13 protein-coding genes are annotated in these 16690 nt (G+C 59.2%); 7 read left to right on the top strand and 6 right to left on the bottom strand.

What is annotated here, in order from left to right; genetic code table 11:
• Window positions 1-44: 44 nt before the first annotated feature.
• The 3 genes from B2589_RS03160 to B2589_RS03150 all read left to right on the top strand — a co-directional run bounded on the left by B2589_RS03160 (window position 45) and on the right by B2589_RS03150 (window position 3331).
• Window positions 45-1811: an SLC13 family permease gene (locus B2589_RS03160; protein WP_286815588.1), complete on the top strand. Its 1767-nt coding sequence runs from the start codon at window positions 45-47 to the stop codon at window positions 1809-1811.
• A gap of 336 nt (window positions 1812-2147) precedes the next feature.
• Complete coding sequence (locus B2589_RS03155; protein ID WP_286815587.1) at window positions 2148-2696, top strand: cytochrome b; 549 nt, start codon at window positions 2148-2150, stop codon at window positions 2694-2696.
• Between the two features lie 53 nt (window positions 2697-2749).
• Entirely contained in the window at window positions 2750-3331 is a 582-nt protein-coding gene (locus tag B2589_RS03150; RefSeq protein ID WP_286815586.1) for a YceI family protein, read from the top strand.
• 69 nt (window positions 3332-3400) lie between these two features.
• On the opposite strand, the gene B2589_RS03145 is transcribed toward B2589_RS03150, so the two are convergent.
• A complete protein-coding gene (locus tag B2589_RS03145) occupies window positions 3401-3637 on the bottom strand; it encodes a hypothetical protein (protein WP_022989954.1) in 237 nt (78 codons plus the stop codon).
• Window positions 3638-3856: 219 nt separating this feature from the next.
• Here B2589_RS03145 and parC point away from each other — a divergent pair, with 219 nt between their 5' ends.
• Entirely contained in the window at window positions 3857-6169 is a 2313-nt protein-coding gene (parC, locus tag B2589_RS03140; RefSeq protein ID WP_286815585.1) for a DNA topoisomerase IV subunit A, read from the top strand.
• Complete coding sequence (gene serB / locus B2589_RS03135) at window positions 6162-7394, top strand: phosphoserine phosphatase SerB (RefSeq protein ID WP_286815584.1); 1233 nt, start codon at window positions 6162-6164, stop codon at window positions 7392-7394. Before parC ends, serB begins: the two co-directional genes overlap by 8 nt.
• Before the next feature lie 59 nt (window positions 7395-7453).
• Here serB and B2589_RS03130 read toward each other — a convergent pair whose 3' ends face one another.
• From B2589_RS03130 to epmB, 3 genes are all read right to left on the bottom strand, one after another.
• Complete coding sequence (locus B2589_RS03130) at window positions 7454-9538, bottom strand: EAL domain-containing response regulator (RefSeq protein WP_286815583.1); 2085 nt, start codon at window positions 9536-9538, stop codon at window positions 7454-7456.
• Window positions 9539-9646: 108 nt separating this feature from the next.
• Window positions 9647-11452, bottom strand: a complete 1806-nt coding sequence (locus B2589_RS03125) for a GTPase (protein ID WP_286815582.1) — start codon at window positions 11450-11452, stop codon at window positions 9647-9649.
• A gap of 174 nt (window positions 11453-11626) precedes the next feature.
• Window positions 11627-12667 carry an EF-P beta-lysylation protein EpmB gene (gene epmB / locus B2589_RS03120; protein WP_414673920.1) on the bottom strand — a complete coding sequence of 347 codons (1041 nt, stop codon included), beginning with the start codon at window positions 12665-12667 and terminating at the stop codon, window positions 11627-11629.
• Window positions 12668-12769: 102 nt separating this feature from the next.
• Between epmB and efp the strand changes: the two genes are divergently transcribed.
• Both efp and epmA read left to right on the top strand, forming a co-directional pair.
• On the top strand, window positions 12770-13345 hold the full coding sequence (gene efp / locus B2589_RS03115) for an elongation factor P (protein ID WP_286815580.1): 576 nt from the start codon (window positions 12770-12772) through the stop codon (window positions 13343-13345).
• A gap of 9 nt (window positions 13346-13354) precedes the next feature.
• A complete protein-coding gene (epmA, locus tag B2589_RS03110; RefSeq protein WP_286815579.1) occupies window positions 13355-14323 on the top strand; it encodes an EF-P lysine aminoacylase EpmA in 969 nt (322 codons plus the stop codon).
• 14 nt (window positions 14324-14337) lie between these two features.
• On the opposite strand, the gene asd is transcribed toward epmA, so the two are convergent.
• Both asd and rsgA read right to left on the bottom strand, forming a co-directional pair.
• On the bottom strand, window positions 14338-15204 hold the full coding sequence (gene asd / locus B2589_RS03105) for an archaetidylserine decarboxylase (RefSeq protein ID WP_286815578.1): 867 nt from the start codon (window positions 15202-15204) through the stop codon (window positions 14338-14340).
• Between the two features lie 97 nt (window positions 15205-15301).
• Complete coding sequence (rsgA, locus tag B2589_RS03100; RefSeq protein ID WP_286815577.1) at window positions 15302-16357, bottom strand: small ribosomal subunit biogenesis GTPase RsgA; 1056 nt, start codon at window positions 16355-16357, stop codon at window positions 15302-15304.
• Window positions 16358-16690 lie beyond the last annotated feature (333 nt).

The following is a 16690-nucleotide window of genomic DNA, read 5'->3' as shown; positions in this document are numbered from 1 at the left end:
TGCCTCGCTATCCTGCCAGTTTTTGAACCGGAAAAGACCGAGTTATGGACTGGCAAGGATGGTTTTCCCTGGGGCTTGCGCTGGCGGCCCTGTTATTGATGAGTTCCGGCCGCTTTGCACCGCACATGGTGATGATGGCGGCCTTGGTGGTGCTCAGTGCCAGCGGCATTATCTCGGCTGACCAGGCACTGGCCGGGTTCAGCAATAGCGGTCTGATTACTGTTGCCGCCATGTTTGTGGTAGCGGCGGGTATTCATCATTCCGGCGGCGTTGATCTGTTAGTGAACCACCTCCTGCGCAGCCCCAAATCCGTCCGTTCCGCCCAGGCCCGTATTGCGCTGCCCGTCGCCTTGTTGAGCGGTTTCCTGAACAACACGCCGGTGGTTGCCACCATGATCCCCGCCGTTCATGCCTGGTCACGGAAGATTGGCATCGCACCCTCCAAGCTAATGATTCCGTTAAGTTACTCGGCCATTCTGGGGGGCACCCTGACGCTGATCGGCACCAGTACTAACCTGGTGGTCAACGGGCAGTACCAGCAGCTGACAGGTGAAGCCGGATTCTCGATATTCTCGATCACTGCGGTGGGTTTGCCGGTCGCGATCACTGGCCTGGCTGTGATGTTGTTGCTGATGCCGCGGGTGTTGCCTGACCGCAAAGACCAGCAGAAGTTTGGGGCCATGAGGGAGTTCACGCTGGAAGTGGCTGTGTCCCTGAACGGCCCGCTGGTGGGGAAAACCGTTGGCGAAGCCGGCTTGCGGGAACTGGAGCGCCTGTACCTGGTGGAGATCGAGCGGGACGGTAGCCTGGTTACGGCGGTACCCTCCGAGGAACGGCTGCGTGGCGGCGACCGGCTTGTGTTTGCCGGTGACACCCAGGCGATTTCTGACCTGCTACGCATCAATGGCATCGTGCCGTCGGTGCACGATGATGAGCCCAGCCTCAGTAAGGACCGTGCGGAGCGGAGGTTGGTGGAGGCCGCGCTGTCTCCCCAATCTGACGTGCTGGGGCTGACCATCCGGGACGCAAGGTTCCGGGACCGTTACGGTGCCGTGGTGCTGGCGGTTGCCCGGGGTGGCGAACGGGTGTCCGGCAACCTCGGCAATATCCGGCTGAAGCCCGGGGACGTGTTGCTGCTGGAGGCGCGCCCGGCGTTTGTCAGTCGCCAGCGCTACAACAAAGATTTCCTGTTGATTAATGACCTGGAAACCGAAACGCCACGGCATGACCGGGCGTGGTTATCCTGGGGTATCCTGCTGGTTTTTGTGGGGCTGGCGGCTTGCGGAGTGCTGAGTATGCTCAATGCGGCCCTGCTGGGGGCTGCAATGATGATACTTTTAGGTTGCTGCTCGGTGGGCCAGGCCCAGAAGTCGGTGGATGTGCCGGTTATGCTGACCATTGCCGCGTCCTTTGCACTCGGAGCAGCACTGGAAGAAACGGGAGCGGCCACGTTTATGGCGGAGGGCATTCTGGCGTTCAGTGCCGGCCAGGTTCTGCTCACGCTGTTCCTGGTCTACTGTGCGGTTTCGTTTCTGACGGAAGTGATCACCAATAATGCAGCGGCCGTGCTGGTTATTCCGGTGGTGCTTTCGATGACCGCCAGTATGGGGGTTTCGGCAGAACCTTTCGTGATTGCCGTGATGATGGCAGCCTCTGCCAGCTTTGCAACGCCCTTGGGGTATCAGACCAATATGATGGTGTTTGGGCCCGGAGGTTATCGCTTTTCCGACTTTGTGAAAGTGGGCTTGCCAATGAACCTTTTGGTGGGGCTGACAACGGTGGCGGTAATTGCCACTGTGTATGGGCTGTAAAAAGAAAACCCGGCCTTGGCCGGGTTTTCCAGAAATCAGTTGTTGCTGGGTACTACTACGGATTCGTCGAAGTCGAGTTCCATGTCGTTTCCTCTCGGTCACTGAGGCCCCGCGACGGGGCGGATTTAAAGTATGAGTAAATTTTATATCCGCCATGAATTTCGACAATCCGTAGAACCGCATACGCCAAAAGTGGTGGATGTCAACCTCTGTGGATTCTTGATCAGAAATTCTGATGCTCGACTGCAAAACATTCTGGTTGGTTCACTGTCGGAGGCTCTCTAGACTAGCGCTTAAAGATTGCGAACTCGATTTCAGCCCGGGAGGGGCATTGGCATGTCGCTAAAGAATTCTGAACATCACTATGGCTGGCTGGCCGTTGTCCTGCACTGGCTGGTAGCGGCTGTCGTGGTTGGGCTGTTCGCCCTGGGATTCTGGATGGTGGATCTGTCCTACTATGATGAATGGTATCGAAAAGGGCCGGACCTGCACCGGAGCATCGGGCTGATACTGTTTGCGGTGGTGGTGTTCCGGTTGCTGTGGCGGCTTATAAACACCAGCCCCAGGCCCCTGGCCAGCCACAAGCGCTGGGAAGTTGTGTCGGCGCATGTGGCCCACAGCCTGCTGTACGTGCTGATGTTTGTGGCGATGGTCAGTGGCTACCTGATAACCACGGCAGACGGCTCGTCGATCAGTGTCTTCGGGTTGTTTGACGTGCCGTCGCTGACCGGTCGGGTGAAGGGCATGGAAGACACTGCGGGTGCCGTTCACTACTGGAGTACCTGGGCACTGGTCGGCCTGGCGGGACTACACGCCCTGGGCGCCCTGAAACACCACTTTATAGACCGGGATGAAACCTTACGCCGGATGTCAGGCCGCGCCTGATTGCCGGAATGTTGTAGAAATTGCTCAAATAAACTGTGTAACAGGAGAACACCATGAAAAAGATTTTCTTGGCATCTGCATTGTCACTGGCCGTTGCCGGCACCGTTCAGGCGGATGATCACAGCGGTACCTATGCGTTTGATACCGAGGGTGCGCACCAGTTCGTCACCTTCAAGATTTCTCATCTGGGCTACAGCTGGCTGTATGGCCGCTTTAACGACTTCGATGGCGAGTTCACCTACGACGCGGAAAACCCGGAGAACAGCTCGGTATCTGTAACCATCGATACCTCCAGTGTCGACTCCAACCACGCCGAGCGGGACAAGCACCTGCGCAGCGAAGACTTCCTGCACGTGGGCGAGTTCCCGGAAGCCACCTTCAAGAGCAAGCGCGTAGTGCTGGATGAAGAAGGCGAGGCAGACATTATCGGCGACCTGACCCTGCGCGGCGTAACCCGTGAAGTGACCCTGGATACCGAAATGCTGGGCCACGGCCAGGATCCCTGGGGCGGTTACCGTATGGGTTTCGAAGCTGAAACGGAGCTGAAACTGAAAGACTTCGGTATTCCGATGGACCTGGGCAAGGCCTCAGAGACGGTGAAAATCGAGATTTCTGTAGAAGGTATTCGTCAGTAAGTACGAAAAAAGGCGGCCCGGGAATAACCCCGGGCCGCCTTTTCAGCTATTTCCTTTCCTGAACACCGCTCAGCTTTCCTGGGCGTTTCCTGTGTGTTCTGCAGACCGGCACAAGTACCGCTGCCGCCAGAACTGCCCCGAAAAAACCACGATCCAGATAACGAAACCCGCCCATAGATAGGGCTCGGGTACCTGGAACGTGCCACTGATAGCAAACTCCACCAGTAGCATCAGGACAACCGCCAGAACGGCGTTGACCAGGGCCGTGACCATGGCATGCCCGCAGGCTTTCAGATTGGGTTTCATAGGTTTCCGCTTGGTTAAAGATAAGACGGCTTTCTACTCACTGTGGCGAGAATACGGCGCACCTTACAGACTCTCCATGCGGGAATTCCGCTATTGGAAATTGGTGTATCCGGGCTGGCGTCCATATAATGTGCCGACATTGCCCGAAGCACACGGCGGGCACAGAGGTTAGCACCACAACCACATTTCAAAACAGGCAGTTAAGGCAAAGAGGCATCTATGCCAGAGTTTCAGACAACGGATGAAGGTTTCGAGCGGGTCTCCCTCAGGGATTATACCGAGAAGGCCTATCTGGACTATTCCATGTACGTCATCCTCGACCGGGCATTGCCCAACGTAGGTGACGGGCTCAAGCCGGTACAGCGCCGGATTGTATATGCCATGTCGGAGCTGGGCCTGAAGTCCACCTCCAAGTACAAAAAGTCCGCCCGTACCGTGGGTGACGTGCTGGGTAAGTTCCATCCCCATGGCGACAGCGCCTGTTATGAAGCCATGGTGCTGATGGCCCAGCCGTTTTCCTACCGCTATCCGCTGGTAGACGGCCAGGGTAACTGGGGTTCCCCGGACGATCCCAAGTCCTTTGCCGCCATGCGTTATACCGAATCCCGCCTGGCGCCCTTCGCCGATGTGCTGCTGGGGGAGTTGGGGCAGGGCACCGTGGACTGGACGCCTAACTTTGACGGCACCATGGAAGAACCTTCGGTGTTGCCGGCACGCCTGCCCCATGTGCTGCTGAACGGCACTACCGGCATTGCCGTGGGTATGGCCACCGACATTCCGCCCCACAACGTGCGGGAAGTGACAGCTGCCTGTATCCGCCTGCTGGATGAGCCGGATGCCACCGTTGACCAGCTGTGTGAACACATCAAGGGCCCGGATTTCCCGACCCGTGCCGAAATCATTACCCCGCGCAAAGACCTGCGGCAAATGTACGAAACCGGCCGGGGCTCCCTGCGCATGCGCGCCCGCTGGGTTCGCGAGAGCGGCGAAGTGGTCATTACCGACCTGCCGCACCAGGTTTCCGGTAACCGGGTGCTGGAGCAGATTGCCCAGCAGATGCAAACCAAGAAGCTGCCCATGGTGGCAGACCTTCGGGATGAGTCAGACCATGAAAATCCCACCCGCCTGGTAATTGTGCCGCGCTCCAACCGGGTAGACCTGGACGGCCTGATGGCTCACCTGTTTGCCAGCACAGACCTTGAGAAAACCTACCGGGTGAACATCAATGTGATCGGCAACGACGGCCGCCCCGGAGTGAAAGGCCTGCGCACCATGCTGACCGAGTGGCTGGCGTTCCGAAAAAATACCGTCATCCGCCGCTTGCAGCACCGCCTGGACAAGGTTCTGGCGCGGTTGCACATTCTGGAAGGCTTGCTGATCGCCTACCTGAATATTGACGAAGTGATCGAGATTATCCGCACCGAAGACAAGCCGAAGGCCGAGTTGATGGCCCGTTTCGGGCTGTCGGCGGACCAGGCCGAAGCCATCCTCGAGCTGAAACTGCGCCACCTGGCCAAGCTCGAGGAAATGAAGATCCGTGGCGAACAGGACGAGCTGGCCGCCGAGCGCGACGAGCTGCAGTCCATTCTGGGCTCGGAAGACCGTTTGCGGGAACTGATCAAGACCGAGCTGAAGCAGGATGCTGAAACCTTCGGTGATGATCGCCGTTCACCGATCGTTGAGCGGGAAGAGGCCCGGGCCTTCAGTGAAACCGACCTGGTATCCAACGACCCGGTTACCGTTGTGCTGTCTGACAAAGGCTGGGTGCGGGCCGCCAAGGGCCATGATATCGATCCGGCTGGCCTGAGCTACAAGTCTGGCGACCGTTTTGCCCTGGCTGCCCGGGGCCGCAACAACCAGCATGCCATCTTCCTGGATTCCACCGGCCGGGCCTATGCCCTGATGGCCCATAGCCTGCCCTCTGCCCGGGGTCAGGGTGAGCCTTTGACCGGCCGCATCAACCCGCCGTCCGGCGCCACCTTCTCCGGCTTGCTGATGGGTAATCCCGAGCGTAAGGCGCTGCTGGTGACTGATGGCGGCTACGGCTTTGTAACGTCGCTGGGCGACATGGTCAGCAAGAACCGCGCGGGCAAGGCGGTGGTTTCGGTGCCGAAGGGGGCGCGGATCATGCCCCCGGTGGTCATCCCGGAAACCGCGTCCACCCTGTATCTCGCGGCGGTTTCCAATGAGGGCCGGATGCTGGTGTTCCCGCTCACAGAGCTGCCGGAACTGGCCAAGGGCAAGGGTAATAAAATTATCAGCATTCCCTCGGCCCGGGTACAGAGCCGCGAAGAGTACGTGGTTGCGGTTGCTGTGTTCGGCGAGGAAGACCAGATTGAAGTGAAGGCGGGTAAGCGCAAGCTGGGCCTTAAGTTCAGCGACCTGGAGCATTACCTTGGCGAGCGTGGGCGTCGCGGCCACAAGCTGCCCAGGGGCCTGCAGCGGGTAGACGGTATCGAGGTGATTCCGTCGGCATCCCGGGCGCAGGAAGAAGCACAGGAACAGGAAGGGGAGAGCACTGACAGTGAGTGAGCTGGTACTGGTAAACGTATCCGGGCGCGACAAGCCCGGGCTGACGTCGGAAATTACCGGCATCATGGGCCAGTATGATGTGCGCATCCTGGACATCGGCCAGGCGGTGATCCACGATCACCTGACCTGGGGCATCCTGATCGAAATTCCGGACGAATCCAAGTCATCTCCTGTTATCCGTGACCTGCTGTTCCGCCTGCACTCGCTGGACCTGCAGGTGCGCTTCGCACCGATTACCGTCGAGGAGTACCAGGCCTGGGCGGAAGGTCGTAACCGTGCCTGCTACATCGTGACCCTGCTGTCCCGTGACATCAAGGCAGAACAGATTGCCCGGGTATCCGCGATTACGGCTCGCCATGGCCTGAATATCGACAATATTACTCGCCTGTCGGCACGGCCATCACTGAATACCTCGGAAAACCGCATTGCCTGCGTCGAGTTCTCGGTAAGGGGAACGCCCTCGGATCTTGAACAGCTTCGTGCCGATTTTCTGCACATTGCCGGCGAGATGAATGTGGATATCGCGTTCCAGGAAGATTCAATCTTCCGGCGTAATCGCCGCCTGGTGGTGTTTGATATGGATTCCACCCTGATCGAGGCGGAAGTGATCGACGAGCTGGCCCACGAGGCTGGTGTCGGCGAGCAGGTGGCCGAGATCACCGAGCGGGCCATGCAGGGCGAGCTGGATTTCAGCCAGAGCTTTGCCGAGCGCCTGGCGCTGCTGAAAGGCCTCGATGAATCCGTTCTGGAGGGTATCGCTAATCGCCTGCGTATGACCGAGGGCGCCGAGCACCTGATCCGCAGCCTGAAGGCGCTGGGCTACCGTACTGCCATTCTGTCCGGCGGCTTCACCTACTTTGCCCGCCACCTGCAGCAGAAGCTGGGCATCGATTACATCTATGCCAACGAGCTGGAGATTGTCGACGGTAAGGTGACGGGCCAGGTAAAAGGCCAGATTGTGGATGGCAAGCGCAAGGCCGAATTGTTGCTGGAGATTGCCGGTAAGGAGCATATCTCCCGGGAGCAGGTGATTGCCGTGGGGGATGGTGCCAACGACCTTCCGATGCTCAGCCAGGCTGGCCTGGGTGTGGCGTTCCGGGCCAAGCCGCTGGTTAAAGAGTCGGCACGGCATTCCATCTCGACCCTGGGGCTGGATGCCATTCTCTACCTGATCGGTTTCCGGGAAAGCGAAACCAACCTGTTTTTGCAGAATCCCGACCGCTGAAACTACAAAGGGCGAGGTATCACACCTCGCCCTTTGTTTTTCTGGCACTTGTTGACCGGTCAGCCTGCCCCGAAATCGTAGTTCATGGACGGAGACGGTGCCTGCAGGTAGTTGCCCTGGATAAAGTTGACCCCGGCCTGGTACAGCAGGGCCAGCACGTTGGCATGCTGCACATCCGGGATGATGGTGATCTTGCCGGCATTCTGCAGGCCCTTCACCAGGGCTTTCAGTTGTTCCTTGCCGGCGTCGCCCTTGCCGACTTCTTCCACGAACGAGCCGTCAAGCCGCACGTAATCGGCATCGATGTGCTTCAGGGTGTTGTACGGATCGAGCGCACATCCGAACTGGGAAATGGACACCTTGCTGTGCAACTGGTGCGCGGCCTTGGTGAACTCCTTGGCCTGCTTCATGAAGTTATTGGCGTCGCCTTCACGGAACTGGAATATCAAGGCATCACCGGGCAACCGTGCGGCTTTCAGGGCAACACTCAGCCAGGGCGTAAAGGTCTTGTCCTGAACGGTTTCGGCAGTGAGGTTCAGGAACAGCCGGGTATCGTGGCCGCTGGCGCGATGGCTGGCCAGTTGCTTGATGGTCTGCAGGATCATCCAGCGGTCAATCTTGGTGGCGGCATCCTCACGACCGACCGGCGGCAGCTTGTCGAAGGGCGAGACCTCATTGTTGTCTTTGTCCAGCATCAGCACGGTGACTTCATAGTGCTCGTCGCCCTCGCCACGCAGGTTCATGATCGGCTGGTACATTACCCGGAACCGGCCATCATCCATGGCCTTGAGAATGGCGTCGGCGGAATTGGATTCCTGGGCGGTTTCGTAGTCGGCCGGGTTGTATACCTTGACGCCGTTGCCGCGCTCGTGGCCTTCCAGTTTCTTTACATCGCCGGAAGCGACATGGGCACGCCCCATCAGTTCTTCGGCTTTCGGGGAATTCTCCGTAATGGCGGCTACACCAATAGAGACCGTTAGCGGCACGGTACGGCCGTTGATGTCGAACAGGTGGTCATTGACTGCCTTGCAAATGCCTTCACACAGCATCGCCATGCCTTTTTCATCGCACGGCATGCACATCATACAGAAGGCGTCGTCGCTGAGCCGGGCTAGGGTAATGCCTTGGCCGGTGTTGTCTTTGAGCAGTGCGGCAACATCGCCGAGTAACAGGTCTGTGCCGGCGATGCCAATCTGGTGTTTGATGCTCTGGAAGTTGTCCAGGGCAATGTAGGCAAGGGCTCCGGTCTCGTTGTTCTTGCCGGCTTCGGCGATGGTGCGGGCCAGTTCGTCCATCAGGTACTGACGGTTGTACAGGCCGGTGAGCAGGTCCTGGCTGCTGATCTGCTTCAGCTTCTCTTCCAGTTCGGCATCGCTGTGTTCGGGTTGCAGCACAATCTGGGTGCAGGCTTCGCCGTCGTAGGTGGCGGCAGAGACCGACATGGTAACGGCCAGCTCCTGGTCGTCACTGCGGCGGGCGGTGCAGTTCATGGTCATGCCGTCTTTGCGTTCTTCTGCAAAGGTTTTCATGAACTCCTTGTACTGCTCCTGGCTTTCCGGCGTGAGGGTGTCCAGAACCGGGATGCAGATCAGGTCGTCAATGTCGTCGTAGCCGAGGAATTCCATGTACGACTGGTTGGCGTAGATGTGCATGCCGTCGTTGATGTAGGCAATGGCATCCTTGGAGCTTTCCAGCAGCAGCTGGCAACGTTGCTCGGCTTCGCGCAGGTGGGACTCGAGGATCCGGCGCCGGCGCCGGTCTTCCAGTGCGGCAAGCTCGCGTTTGGCCACCAGAACCAGCAAGTCTTTGTATTCAAAGGGTACCGCATCCTGGGCGCCTGCCCGGATGATGTTGACGGTACGCTCGCGATCGTATTCTTCAGTCAGCAGAACAAAGGGAATGTCCTTGTCCATCCGTTTGATGGTAGCCAGGGCATCATCCGGGCCGAACTCCTGCACCAGGTCCCGGGCCAGGAACAGATCCCAGTTGGAGTTTTTCAGGGCATCTTCGAGGTCTTCTTCGGATGTGATTCTGTGCGCCCTGGTCGCTTTGCCGGAGTTGCGCAGCAAGCTGACCATGGATTCTGCATCGTTCTGGGAGGGATCCAGAATCAGAAGGTGTACGGTCGCGGTTTTTTTCTGCATTCCGAGGGCTCTGCATCAAGAAAGGTAGACATTCATTAATGCCTGAATGATGCAGGGGTTGGCGACCAATAACAACCCTGAAGCGCCCCGGTTGTGGCAGGCGTCCCGTTACAGGGACGGCCAGAGGGAGTCGAATTCGTCTTCCCGGCTACCTGGTGCAGACGGCGGATTCTGGTTGTCTCCGGGGAGTATTTCCGGGCTGCGCAGCTTCAGCTCGAACTGGCTGATGCTGCCGGTAGAGGAGACTTTCTTTAGCAGCTGGCCATGGTCTTCCCGGCCATCGTGCATCAGTGAAATTCGGCTGCCGGTCTGGAACGGAAGCCGGGGCGTAATCAGGGTGGCTGCGTGGTGCACCGCACTGATTTCCGGCAACAACAAGCCCCGGAGGTATTCACTGCTGTTGCCCATTTTCTGGATCAGCCGGATGGCGCAGGGGGCTGCGCTGGGGGCCAGCAATTCAATGCCGATCTGGGTGCCTTGGTTGCGTACTTGCCGAAGCCAGCGAACCACCGCAATGCTCCAGGGGTGGCTGCTTTGCTCCCGAACCCCGAGAACTTCTCCGGCCTGCAGGGTTTTGGGTACATTGTTCTCCCAGGCCACACAGTAACCGCCGGGGCTGGTGTTCACCAGCAGCGCGTGGTGGGACTTGGGCAGGTTGCGGTCGTGGTGTTCGGTAACCGCACGGGTGCTGCCGCGGAAGGTGATCGGGGTGTCGACCGAGTGCAGCTTGTCGTCGTGTGGGCCGGCATCGTGGGCTTCAGACCAGGCATCGGCTTTGCGGTTGGCATTGCGGATAAAGCGGTTGTCCTGGTGGTGGCTGTTGTCGTTGCCATCCAGGAACTCGGCAAAGCTCTTCTCGCCCGCAACAAAGTAATGGGTGGCTGACAGGCCAACAGAGATTTCAAGGGTGCCCTGGCTGGCGATACGGTTAAAGTTGCGCTTGGCAATAATGCCGAGCGCCTGGCTCAGGTGAGTGAGCAGGGTGTCGCTGACCTGCCCTGGAATCTCCAGCCGGGTCTGGGCCTTGCTGTGGGATCTGCGGGCATCCAGGGTTTCGGAAAGGTAGCCAGACAGTTCCTGGGTATCGAAACCAAAGCCGCTGTCGCCGCCCTTGCCTTCCACCAGGCTCCGGTACACCGGTGCGCTGTCCCGCTCCATATTGACGACAAACAGGCTGTCAGGGCCGACATGGGGGCCGCACTGGCAGTATTTTGCCCAGCTTTCAAACAGTTCGTAGATTTGAGTCAGCTCGTTTTGCCGTAATTGGTTCGGGCGCGCGCAACCCAGTAACAGGATGCGAATGTAAGTGTCGGCCACGGTGCTGCCCCGGCTTGCGCTCAGGGTGTTGTCTTCCACGTCGTGGTCTGCCAGCTTGTTGCGGCAGGCAAAGCGGTAAAGCCGGTGACATTCAAGCCAGCTGTGGGCGGGGCTCGGGCAGTACAGTTGGTGCGAGCGGACAATGGTGGCCGCCAGCTCGGAAATCGCCCGGTGGATGGCGATGGCAATGTGTTTGCGGTTCTTGTCGAGGCCGCCGTTATCCAGGTATTCCAGCAGGCAGAGTTTATAGCCGGCCGCCAGGTGCAGCTGCAAGGCCTGGGTCAGATTGGCAATCTTGCGCTGCTTTTCCGGAAGGGCGATGGCCAGTCCGAGGAAGTGGCGCGAAAGTTCGTTGCACACAAAGTGGATACTGCCGCGGATCGCTTCCAGGTACTGGATGCGCACCTGGGGCGTCAGGAACAGGTGGTTGAGCTCGATAATGGCATGGTAGAGCTGTCGCGATGATTCACCAATATTGGCCATCGGCAACTGGTCGACCCATGCCCGGAAGGCCTTGGGGTTTGTGTCGCAAAACGACAGGCTCGCTGTTTTCTGCTCGGGAACCTTGAGCTCGGGTTTCAGTATCGTGCCTTCCATGTTCTCACGCCAATGTCTGGGCAGCTGCGTATTTGGGCTGAAATTGCCACAAATACAGGCCGTCATTGTTAGTCGATCACGAACTCTAAGATAGCAAAGCGGCAACAAAAAGCGAGAAAAGCACGAGTTGACAATGTTTTACAAGTTACCTTGCGCCAACTTATGCGGCAGGTCTCAAACTCCGACAGGAATCGGGGTTTTGCTGGCCTCTCCAGGCAGCTCCCGGACCAGCTTTGGCACCAGGAATCCCGGGAGTTGTTCCATGAGTTCCCGTACCAGTGATGCAGCCCTGGCATCACTGACATCGAAATGATGGGCACCGGCCACCGGGTCGAAGGCATGCAGGTAGTAGGGCAGTACGCCGGCCTCGAACAGGGTCTCGCTCAGCTGTGCCAGGGTTGCCGCTGAATCGTTCACGCCGCGCAGAATCACGCTCTGGTTGAGCAGAGTGACGCCGGCGGTTTTCAGTTTCCGGAAAGCCTCGCGGGTGGCCCTGTCGATTTCTGCCGGATGGTTTATATGCACCACCAGCACGGTCTGCAGCCGCGTGCCCGACAGCCAGCCCAGAAGCTGGTCATTGACCCGCTGGGGGATCACCACCGGTAACCTTGAGTGGATTCTCAGCCGGCGCAGGTGCGGGACGGTATCCAGTTGTTGCACCCAGCCGGCCAGCAACTGGTCGTTCACGGCCAGGGGGTCGCCACCGCTGAAGATGATTTCGTTGATTTCGGGGCTTCGTTGCAGGGTGTCGATCACCTGCTGGCGGTCATCCGGGCCAAGCTTCTGGGAGCCATAGGGAAAGTGGCGGCGGAAGCAGTAGCGGCAGTTGATGGCGCACTGGCCGGTCACCATCAGCAGGGCACGGCTGCGGTATTTCCGGATCAGTCCGGTGGTCTGGATGGCACGGTCCTCCTGGAGCGGATCGCGAACGAAGCCCGCTTGCTCGGCGGTTTCTGCCAGCAAGGGAAGTACCTGTCGCAGCAGGGGGTCGTGTGGATTGCCCTTCTGCATGCGATTGATAAAGGGCTCCGGAACCCGTATCGGGAACAGGTTATGGCCGGCCTGTGCACCGCCTAGCCAGCGCTCTGCCGGTAACCCCAAGCGCTCAAGCAGCTGTTCCGGCCGGATGACCGACTGGCTCAGGATCTGTTGCCACGAGGGGCCGGAATCCGGTTTCGGGGCAATGTTCTGTGTGCGGGATGCGGGTTGGGTCAAATCACGGGCTTCTGTCAAATCATGGGCTTCTATAGGGGAGGGGGTTCGCTGTATCATAGCGACCTTTGAAAATTTAACGACAGTCTGTCAGGTGGACATTTCATGGCTTCATATTCTACCAACGAATTTCGTAGCGGTCTCAAGGTTTTGCTGGATGGCGACCCTTGTATCATGCTTGAGAACGAGTTCGTCAAGCCGGGCAAGGGCCAGGCCTTTAACCGGGTAAAACTGCGCAACCTGATGACCAACCGGGTCTGGGAGCGTACCTTCAAGTCCGGAGAATCCCTGGAAGCAGCCGACGTGGTCGAACAGGATATGGAATACCTGTATACCGACGGCGAGTTCTGGCACTTCATGCTGACCGACGGTTCCTTCGAGCAGTTCGCGGCCGATGCCAAGGCCGTAGGTGATACCGTGAAATGGCTGAAAGAACAGGACGTATACACGGTTACCTTGTACAACGGGGCGCCGCTGTCCGTCACGCCACCGAACTTTGTAGAATTGGAAGTGGTTGATACCGATCCGGGCATGAAGGGCGACACCGCCCAGGGCGGTTCCAAGCCGGCCACGCTGTCAACCGGCGCCGTGGTAAACGTGCCGTTGTTCATCACCATTGGTGAAGTGCTGAAAGTAGATACCCGCTCCGGTGAATACGTTAGCCGCGTCAAAAGCAGCTGATCCCTGCCGATGACTGACAAACCTGTCTGGCAGCCCACTGCCTCGCGGGATGTTCTGAAAAGCCGCGCACAGCTACTGGCATACGTGCGCGGCTTTTTTGCGCAACGGCAGGTGCTGGAAGTGGAAACCCCGGTGCTCGGCCGCCATGGCGTAACCGACGTGAACCTGGACGGCATCCCGGCCGGGGTCAATGCGGCCGGCATCACCTCAGGCTGGCTGCAGACCTCCCCCGAATATCATATGAAACGGCTGCTGGCGGCCGGTTCCGGCTCTATTTTCCAGGTTGCCCGGGTGTTCCGGAATGGCGAGCGCGGGCGCCGCCACAACCCGGAATTCTCGATGCTGGAGTGGTACCGGGAGGGTTTTGACGACCGGCAGCTGATGGCCGAGGTGGCGGACCTGGTCTGCGGCTGGCTCGGTTGCAAGCGCCCCCTGGTGTTTGCCTACCGGGATGCGGTGCAGGCCTATGCCGGTTTTGACCCGATGAAAGTCAGCGATCGGGACCTGGCCCGCTATTGCGAACAATGGCTGGAGCCGGAGCAGCTGGCCGGCATGGGGCGGGATGCCTGCCTGGACCTGGTGATGAGCTTTGTGGTGGAGCCGAAGCTGGGCGTAGATGCCCCGGTATTCCTTACCCGTTATCCGGCCTCGCAGGCAGCCCTGGCCAGGGTATCCGATGACGACGGCTTTGCCGTTGCCCACCGGTTCGAGCTCTATATCAATGGCCTGGAGCTGTGTAACGGCTACTGGGAATTGACCGACCCGCAGGAACAGCTGCAACGATTCGATGCGGATAACCGACAGCGCCGGGCGGCAGGAAAATCGGAAATGGCGGTCGACCAGGCGTTTCTTGACGCGCTGGATGCCGGCTTGCCGGAGTCTTCCGGGGTTGCGCTGGGCCTGGATCGGTTGTTAATGCTGAAGGTGGGAGCAGCCAGCATCGAAGAGGTGCTGGCATTTCCGGTCGAGCGGGCCTGAGCCCGCCGCCCTGGTCAGGCCTTTGAGGCGCGCAAGGTGCCGAAGGCTTCGCCCATGCGTACGGTTTTACCGGGCACCTGGTTCGGCTTCCATTTCATGGAGCCCCTGGGCATCACCAGCACCACGGTAGAGCCCAGCCGGAACCGACCCATTTCCTCGCCTTTCTCGAAGCTGACGGCCTCGTCGCCCTGATACTGCCAGTGGGATACCTTATGGGGGTTGGGTGCAATCACACCGCCCCAGGTGGTTTCTACACTACCGACAATCATTGCGCCGACCAGAACCAGTGCCATGGGGCCGGCTTCGGTATCAAAGATGCAGGCCACCCGCTCGTTGCGGGCGAACAGGTTGGGTACATTTTCCGCGGTTACCGGGTTAACGGAGAACAGCTTGCCCGGCACGTAGACCATTTCCCGAAGAGTGCCGGCCAGCGGCATGTGCACCCGGTGGTAGTCCTTCGGTGACAGGTAAATGGTGGAGAACTCACCTTCGGCAAAAGGCTTTGCCCGTTCCTCGTCACCACCGAGCAGTTCGGTCAGGCTGAAAGACTGGCCCTTGGCCTGGAACACCCGGTCGTCGCCGACCTGGCCGATCTGGCTGATGGCGCCGTCTACCGGGCTGACAAAGGTATCGGCAGCTTCTGCGACCGGCCGGATGCTGGGCTTCAGGGCCCGGGTAAAAAACTCGTTGAAGGTGGCGTAGGCCTCGGGGTTGGACTCGGCCGCCTCGCTCATATCCACGCCATAGCGATTGATAAACCAGCGGGTGAAGCGGTTTTTGAGTGCGGGTGATTTGTCGCTGTCGGCAAAACGGCCAGCCAGGCGGGAAACCGCCAGTTGCGGCGTTACGTACTGGCTCAGGACAAACAGTTTATCAAGCATCCGGAAAGTCTCTTACCTCGGGAAAGCGGCGAAGTTTAGCAAAACGCAGCCGCCGAATAGAAATGAATTCGTGCCATAAGGGGTGTTGAGGTCACGGTCAGGGCAGCTTAAGGCCGCGGGCCTGTTGTTCGGCCATGTCTTGCAGAATCCGGTGGAAACTCTTCAGTCGCTCAGTGGAAATCTCCCCCTCCGCAGCCGCCCTCTCCAGGGCGCAGCCCGGATCACCCATGTGCCGGCAGTTACGGAACTTGCACAGGCCGATCAGTGGCCGGATTTCCCGGAACCCGTACTCCAGCTCCTGGGGTGTCATATGCCACAAGCCAAACTCCCGGATACCCGGAGAATCAATCAGGTCACCGCCGCCGGGCAGGTGAAACAGCTTGGCGGTCGTGGTGGTGTGCACACCTTTACCGGTACTCTCTGAGACCGCGCCCACCCGCAACAGTTCATCCGGCAGCAGGGTCTGGATGATCGACGACTTGCCCACACCGGACTGCCCCACAAACACACTGGTCTTGCCCCGCACCAGCGCCTCGACTTCTGGCGCCGCTTCGCCCTCACAGGCCGCAGCCGACGTGCGTTCAACCTGGTAGCCCAGGGCTTCGTAGCGGGCCAGCAGGGTTTCGATCTGCTCCCGGTTACGATCGTTAATCAGGTCGGTCTTGTTCAGCAGAATCACCGCCGGAATATCGGTGCTTTCCGAAGCCACCAGGTAGCGGTCAATCAGGTTGTCATGGGGCTCGGGCTCAGGGGCGATCACCAGGATAATGTGGTCAATATTCGCCGCCACCGGTTTCAGCGCCCCGAAATTATCCGGCCGCTGCAGCAGGTTATCCCGCTCACACCGGGCCACAATCACCCCGGTTTCACTCTTCCCGGGCCGCCAGACCACCCGGTCGCCGGTTACCAGGCTGTCGATATTGGCCCGGACAAAACACCGGAACACCTGCCCGGTGTCTTCACCTTCAAGCGCCTCGATATCCAGTTGCTGCCCGTAGTGGGCAATCACCAACCCTTCCTGCTCCGGCCCCAATTCCCCGGCCTCGGCCTGGGCCTCCACGGCTTTTTCTTTGCGGGCCATGCGCTCGGTGCGTTCTTTCTGGACTTTCTCGATGCGCCACTGCTGGCGTTTATTCAGTTTTCTCTTGGCCATCGGCTCTCAAATGTTCCGGGGGAAGTGGTGTGACACATGATACGTGAATCATGGACAATAGGCAGAGTTTCTGATGTTTGGCGCATGTCTGTCTGGACTCTGACTTGGGTGCAGGTGCTGGCCGGGGACACCTTTCCGGGAGACGCTACGAGCACGTCCCTGTGCGCTTGACTGAAGCCATCCTTGGCTTCAGACACTCCCGGAAAGGTGTCCCCGGCCAGCACCACTAACCACGGCGTGGGTTTCAGCTCAACACGCGGCCAGCAATGTAGCCCGAAGTGCAGGTGTGGTTGTGCTTTCCGGAAATGTGCGGAGCCATGGATGGCGGAGCAG

It is taken from the genome of Marinobacter sp. UBA3607, assembly GCF_002375525.1.
GTDB lineage: Bacteria > Pseudomonadota > Gammaproteobacteria > Pseudomonadales > Oleiphilaceae > Marinobacter > Marinobacter vinifirmus.
Note: the sequence above shows the minus strand (reverse complement) of the source record. Positions and strands in the feature narration are given on the sequence as shown.

Excerpts from the sequence above, each read along its gene's own strand:
- B2589_RS03160 (WP_286815588.1), top strand. The coding sequence starts at position 45 with ATGGACTGGCAAGGATGGTTTTCCCTGGGGCTTGCGCTGGCGGCCCTG.
- B2589_RS03155 (WP_286815587.1), top strand. The coding sequence starts at position 2,148 with ATGTCGCTAAAGAATTCTGAACATCACTATGGCTGGCTGGCCGTTGTC.
- B2589_RS03150 (WP_286815586.1), top strand. The coding sequence starts at position 2,750 with ATGAAAAAGATTTTCTTGGCATCTGCATTGTCACTGGCCGTTGCCGGC.
- B2589_RS03145 (WP_022989954.1), bottom strand. The coding sequence starts at position 3,637 with ATGAAACCCAATCTGAAAGCCTGCGGGCATGCCATGGTCACGGCCCTG.
- parC (WP_286815585.1), top strand. The coding sequence starts at position 3,857 with ATGCCAGAGTTTCAGACAACGGATGAAGGTTTCGAGCGGGTCTCCCTC.
- B2589_RS03130 (WP_286815583.1), bottom strand. The coding sequence starts at position 9,538 with ATGCAGAAAAAAACCGCGACCGTACACCTTCTGATTCTGGATCCCTCC.
- B2589_RS03125 (WP_286815582.1), bottom strand. The coding sequence starts at position 11,452 with ATGGAAGGCACGATACTGAAACCCGAGCTCAAGGTTCCCGAGCAGAAA.
- efp (WP_286815580.1), top strand. The coding sequence starts at position 12,770 with ATGGCTTCATATTCTACCAACGAATTTCGTAGCGGTCTCAAGGTTTTG.
- epmA (WP_286815579.1), top strand. The coding sequence starts at position 13,355 with ATGACTGACAAACCTGTCTGGCAGCCCACTGCCTCGCGGGATGTTCTG.
- asd (WP_286815578.1), bottom strand. The coding sequence starts at position 15,204 with ATGCTTGATAAACTGTTTGTCCTGAGCCAGTACGTAACGCCGCAACTG.
- rsgA (WP_286815577.1), bottom strand. The coding sequence starts at position 16,357 with ATGGCCAAGAGAAAACTGAATAAACGCCAGCAGTGGCGCATCGAGAAA.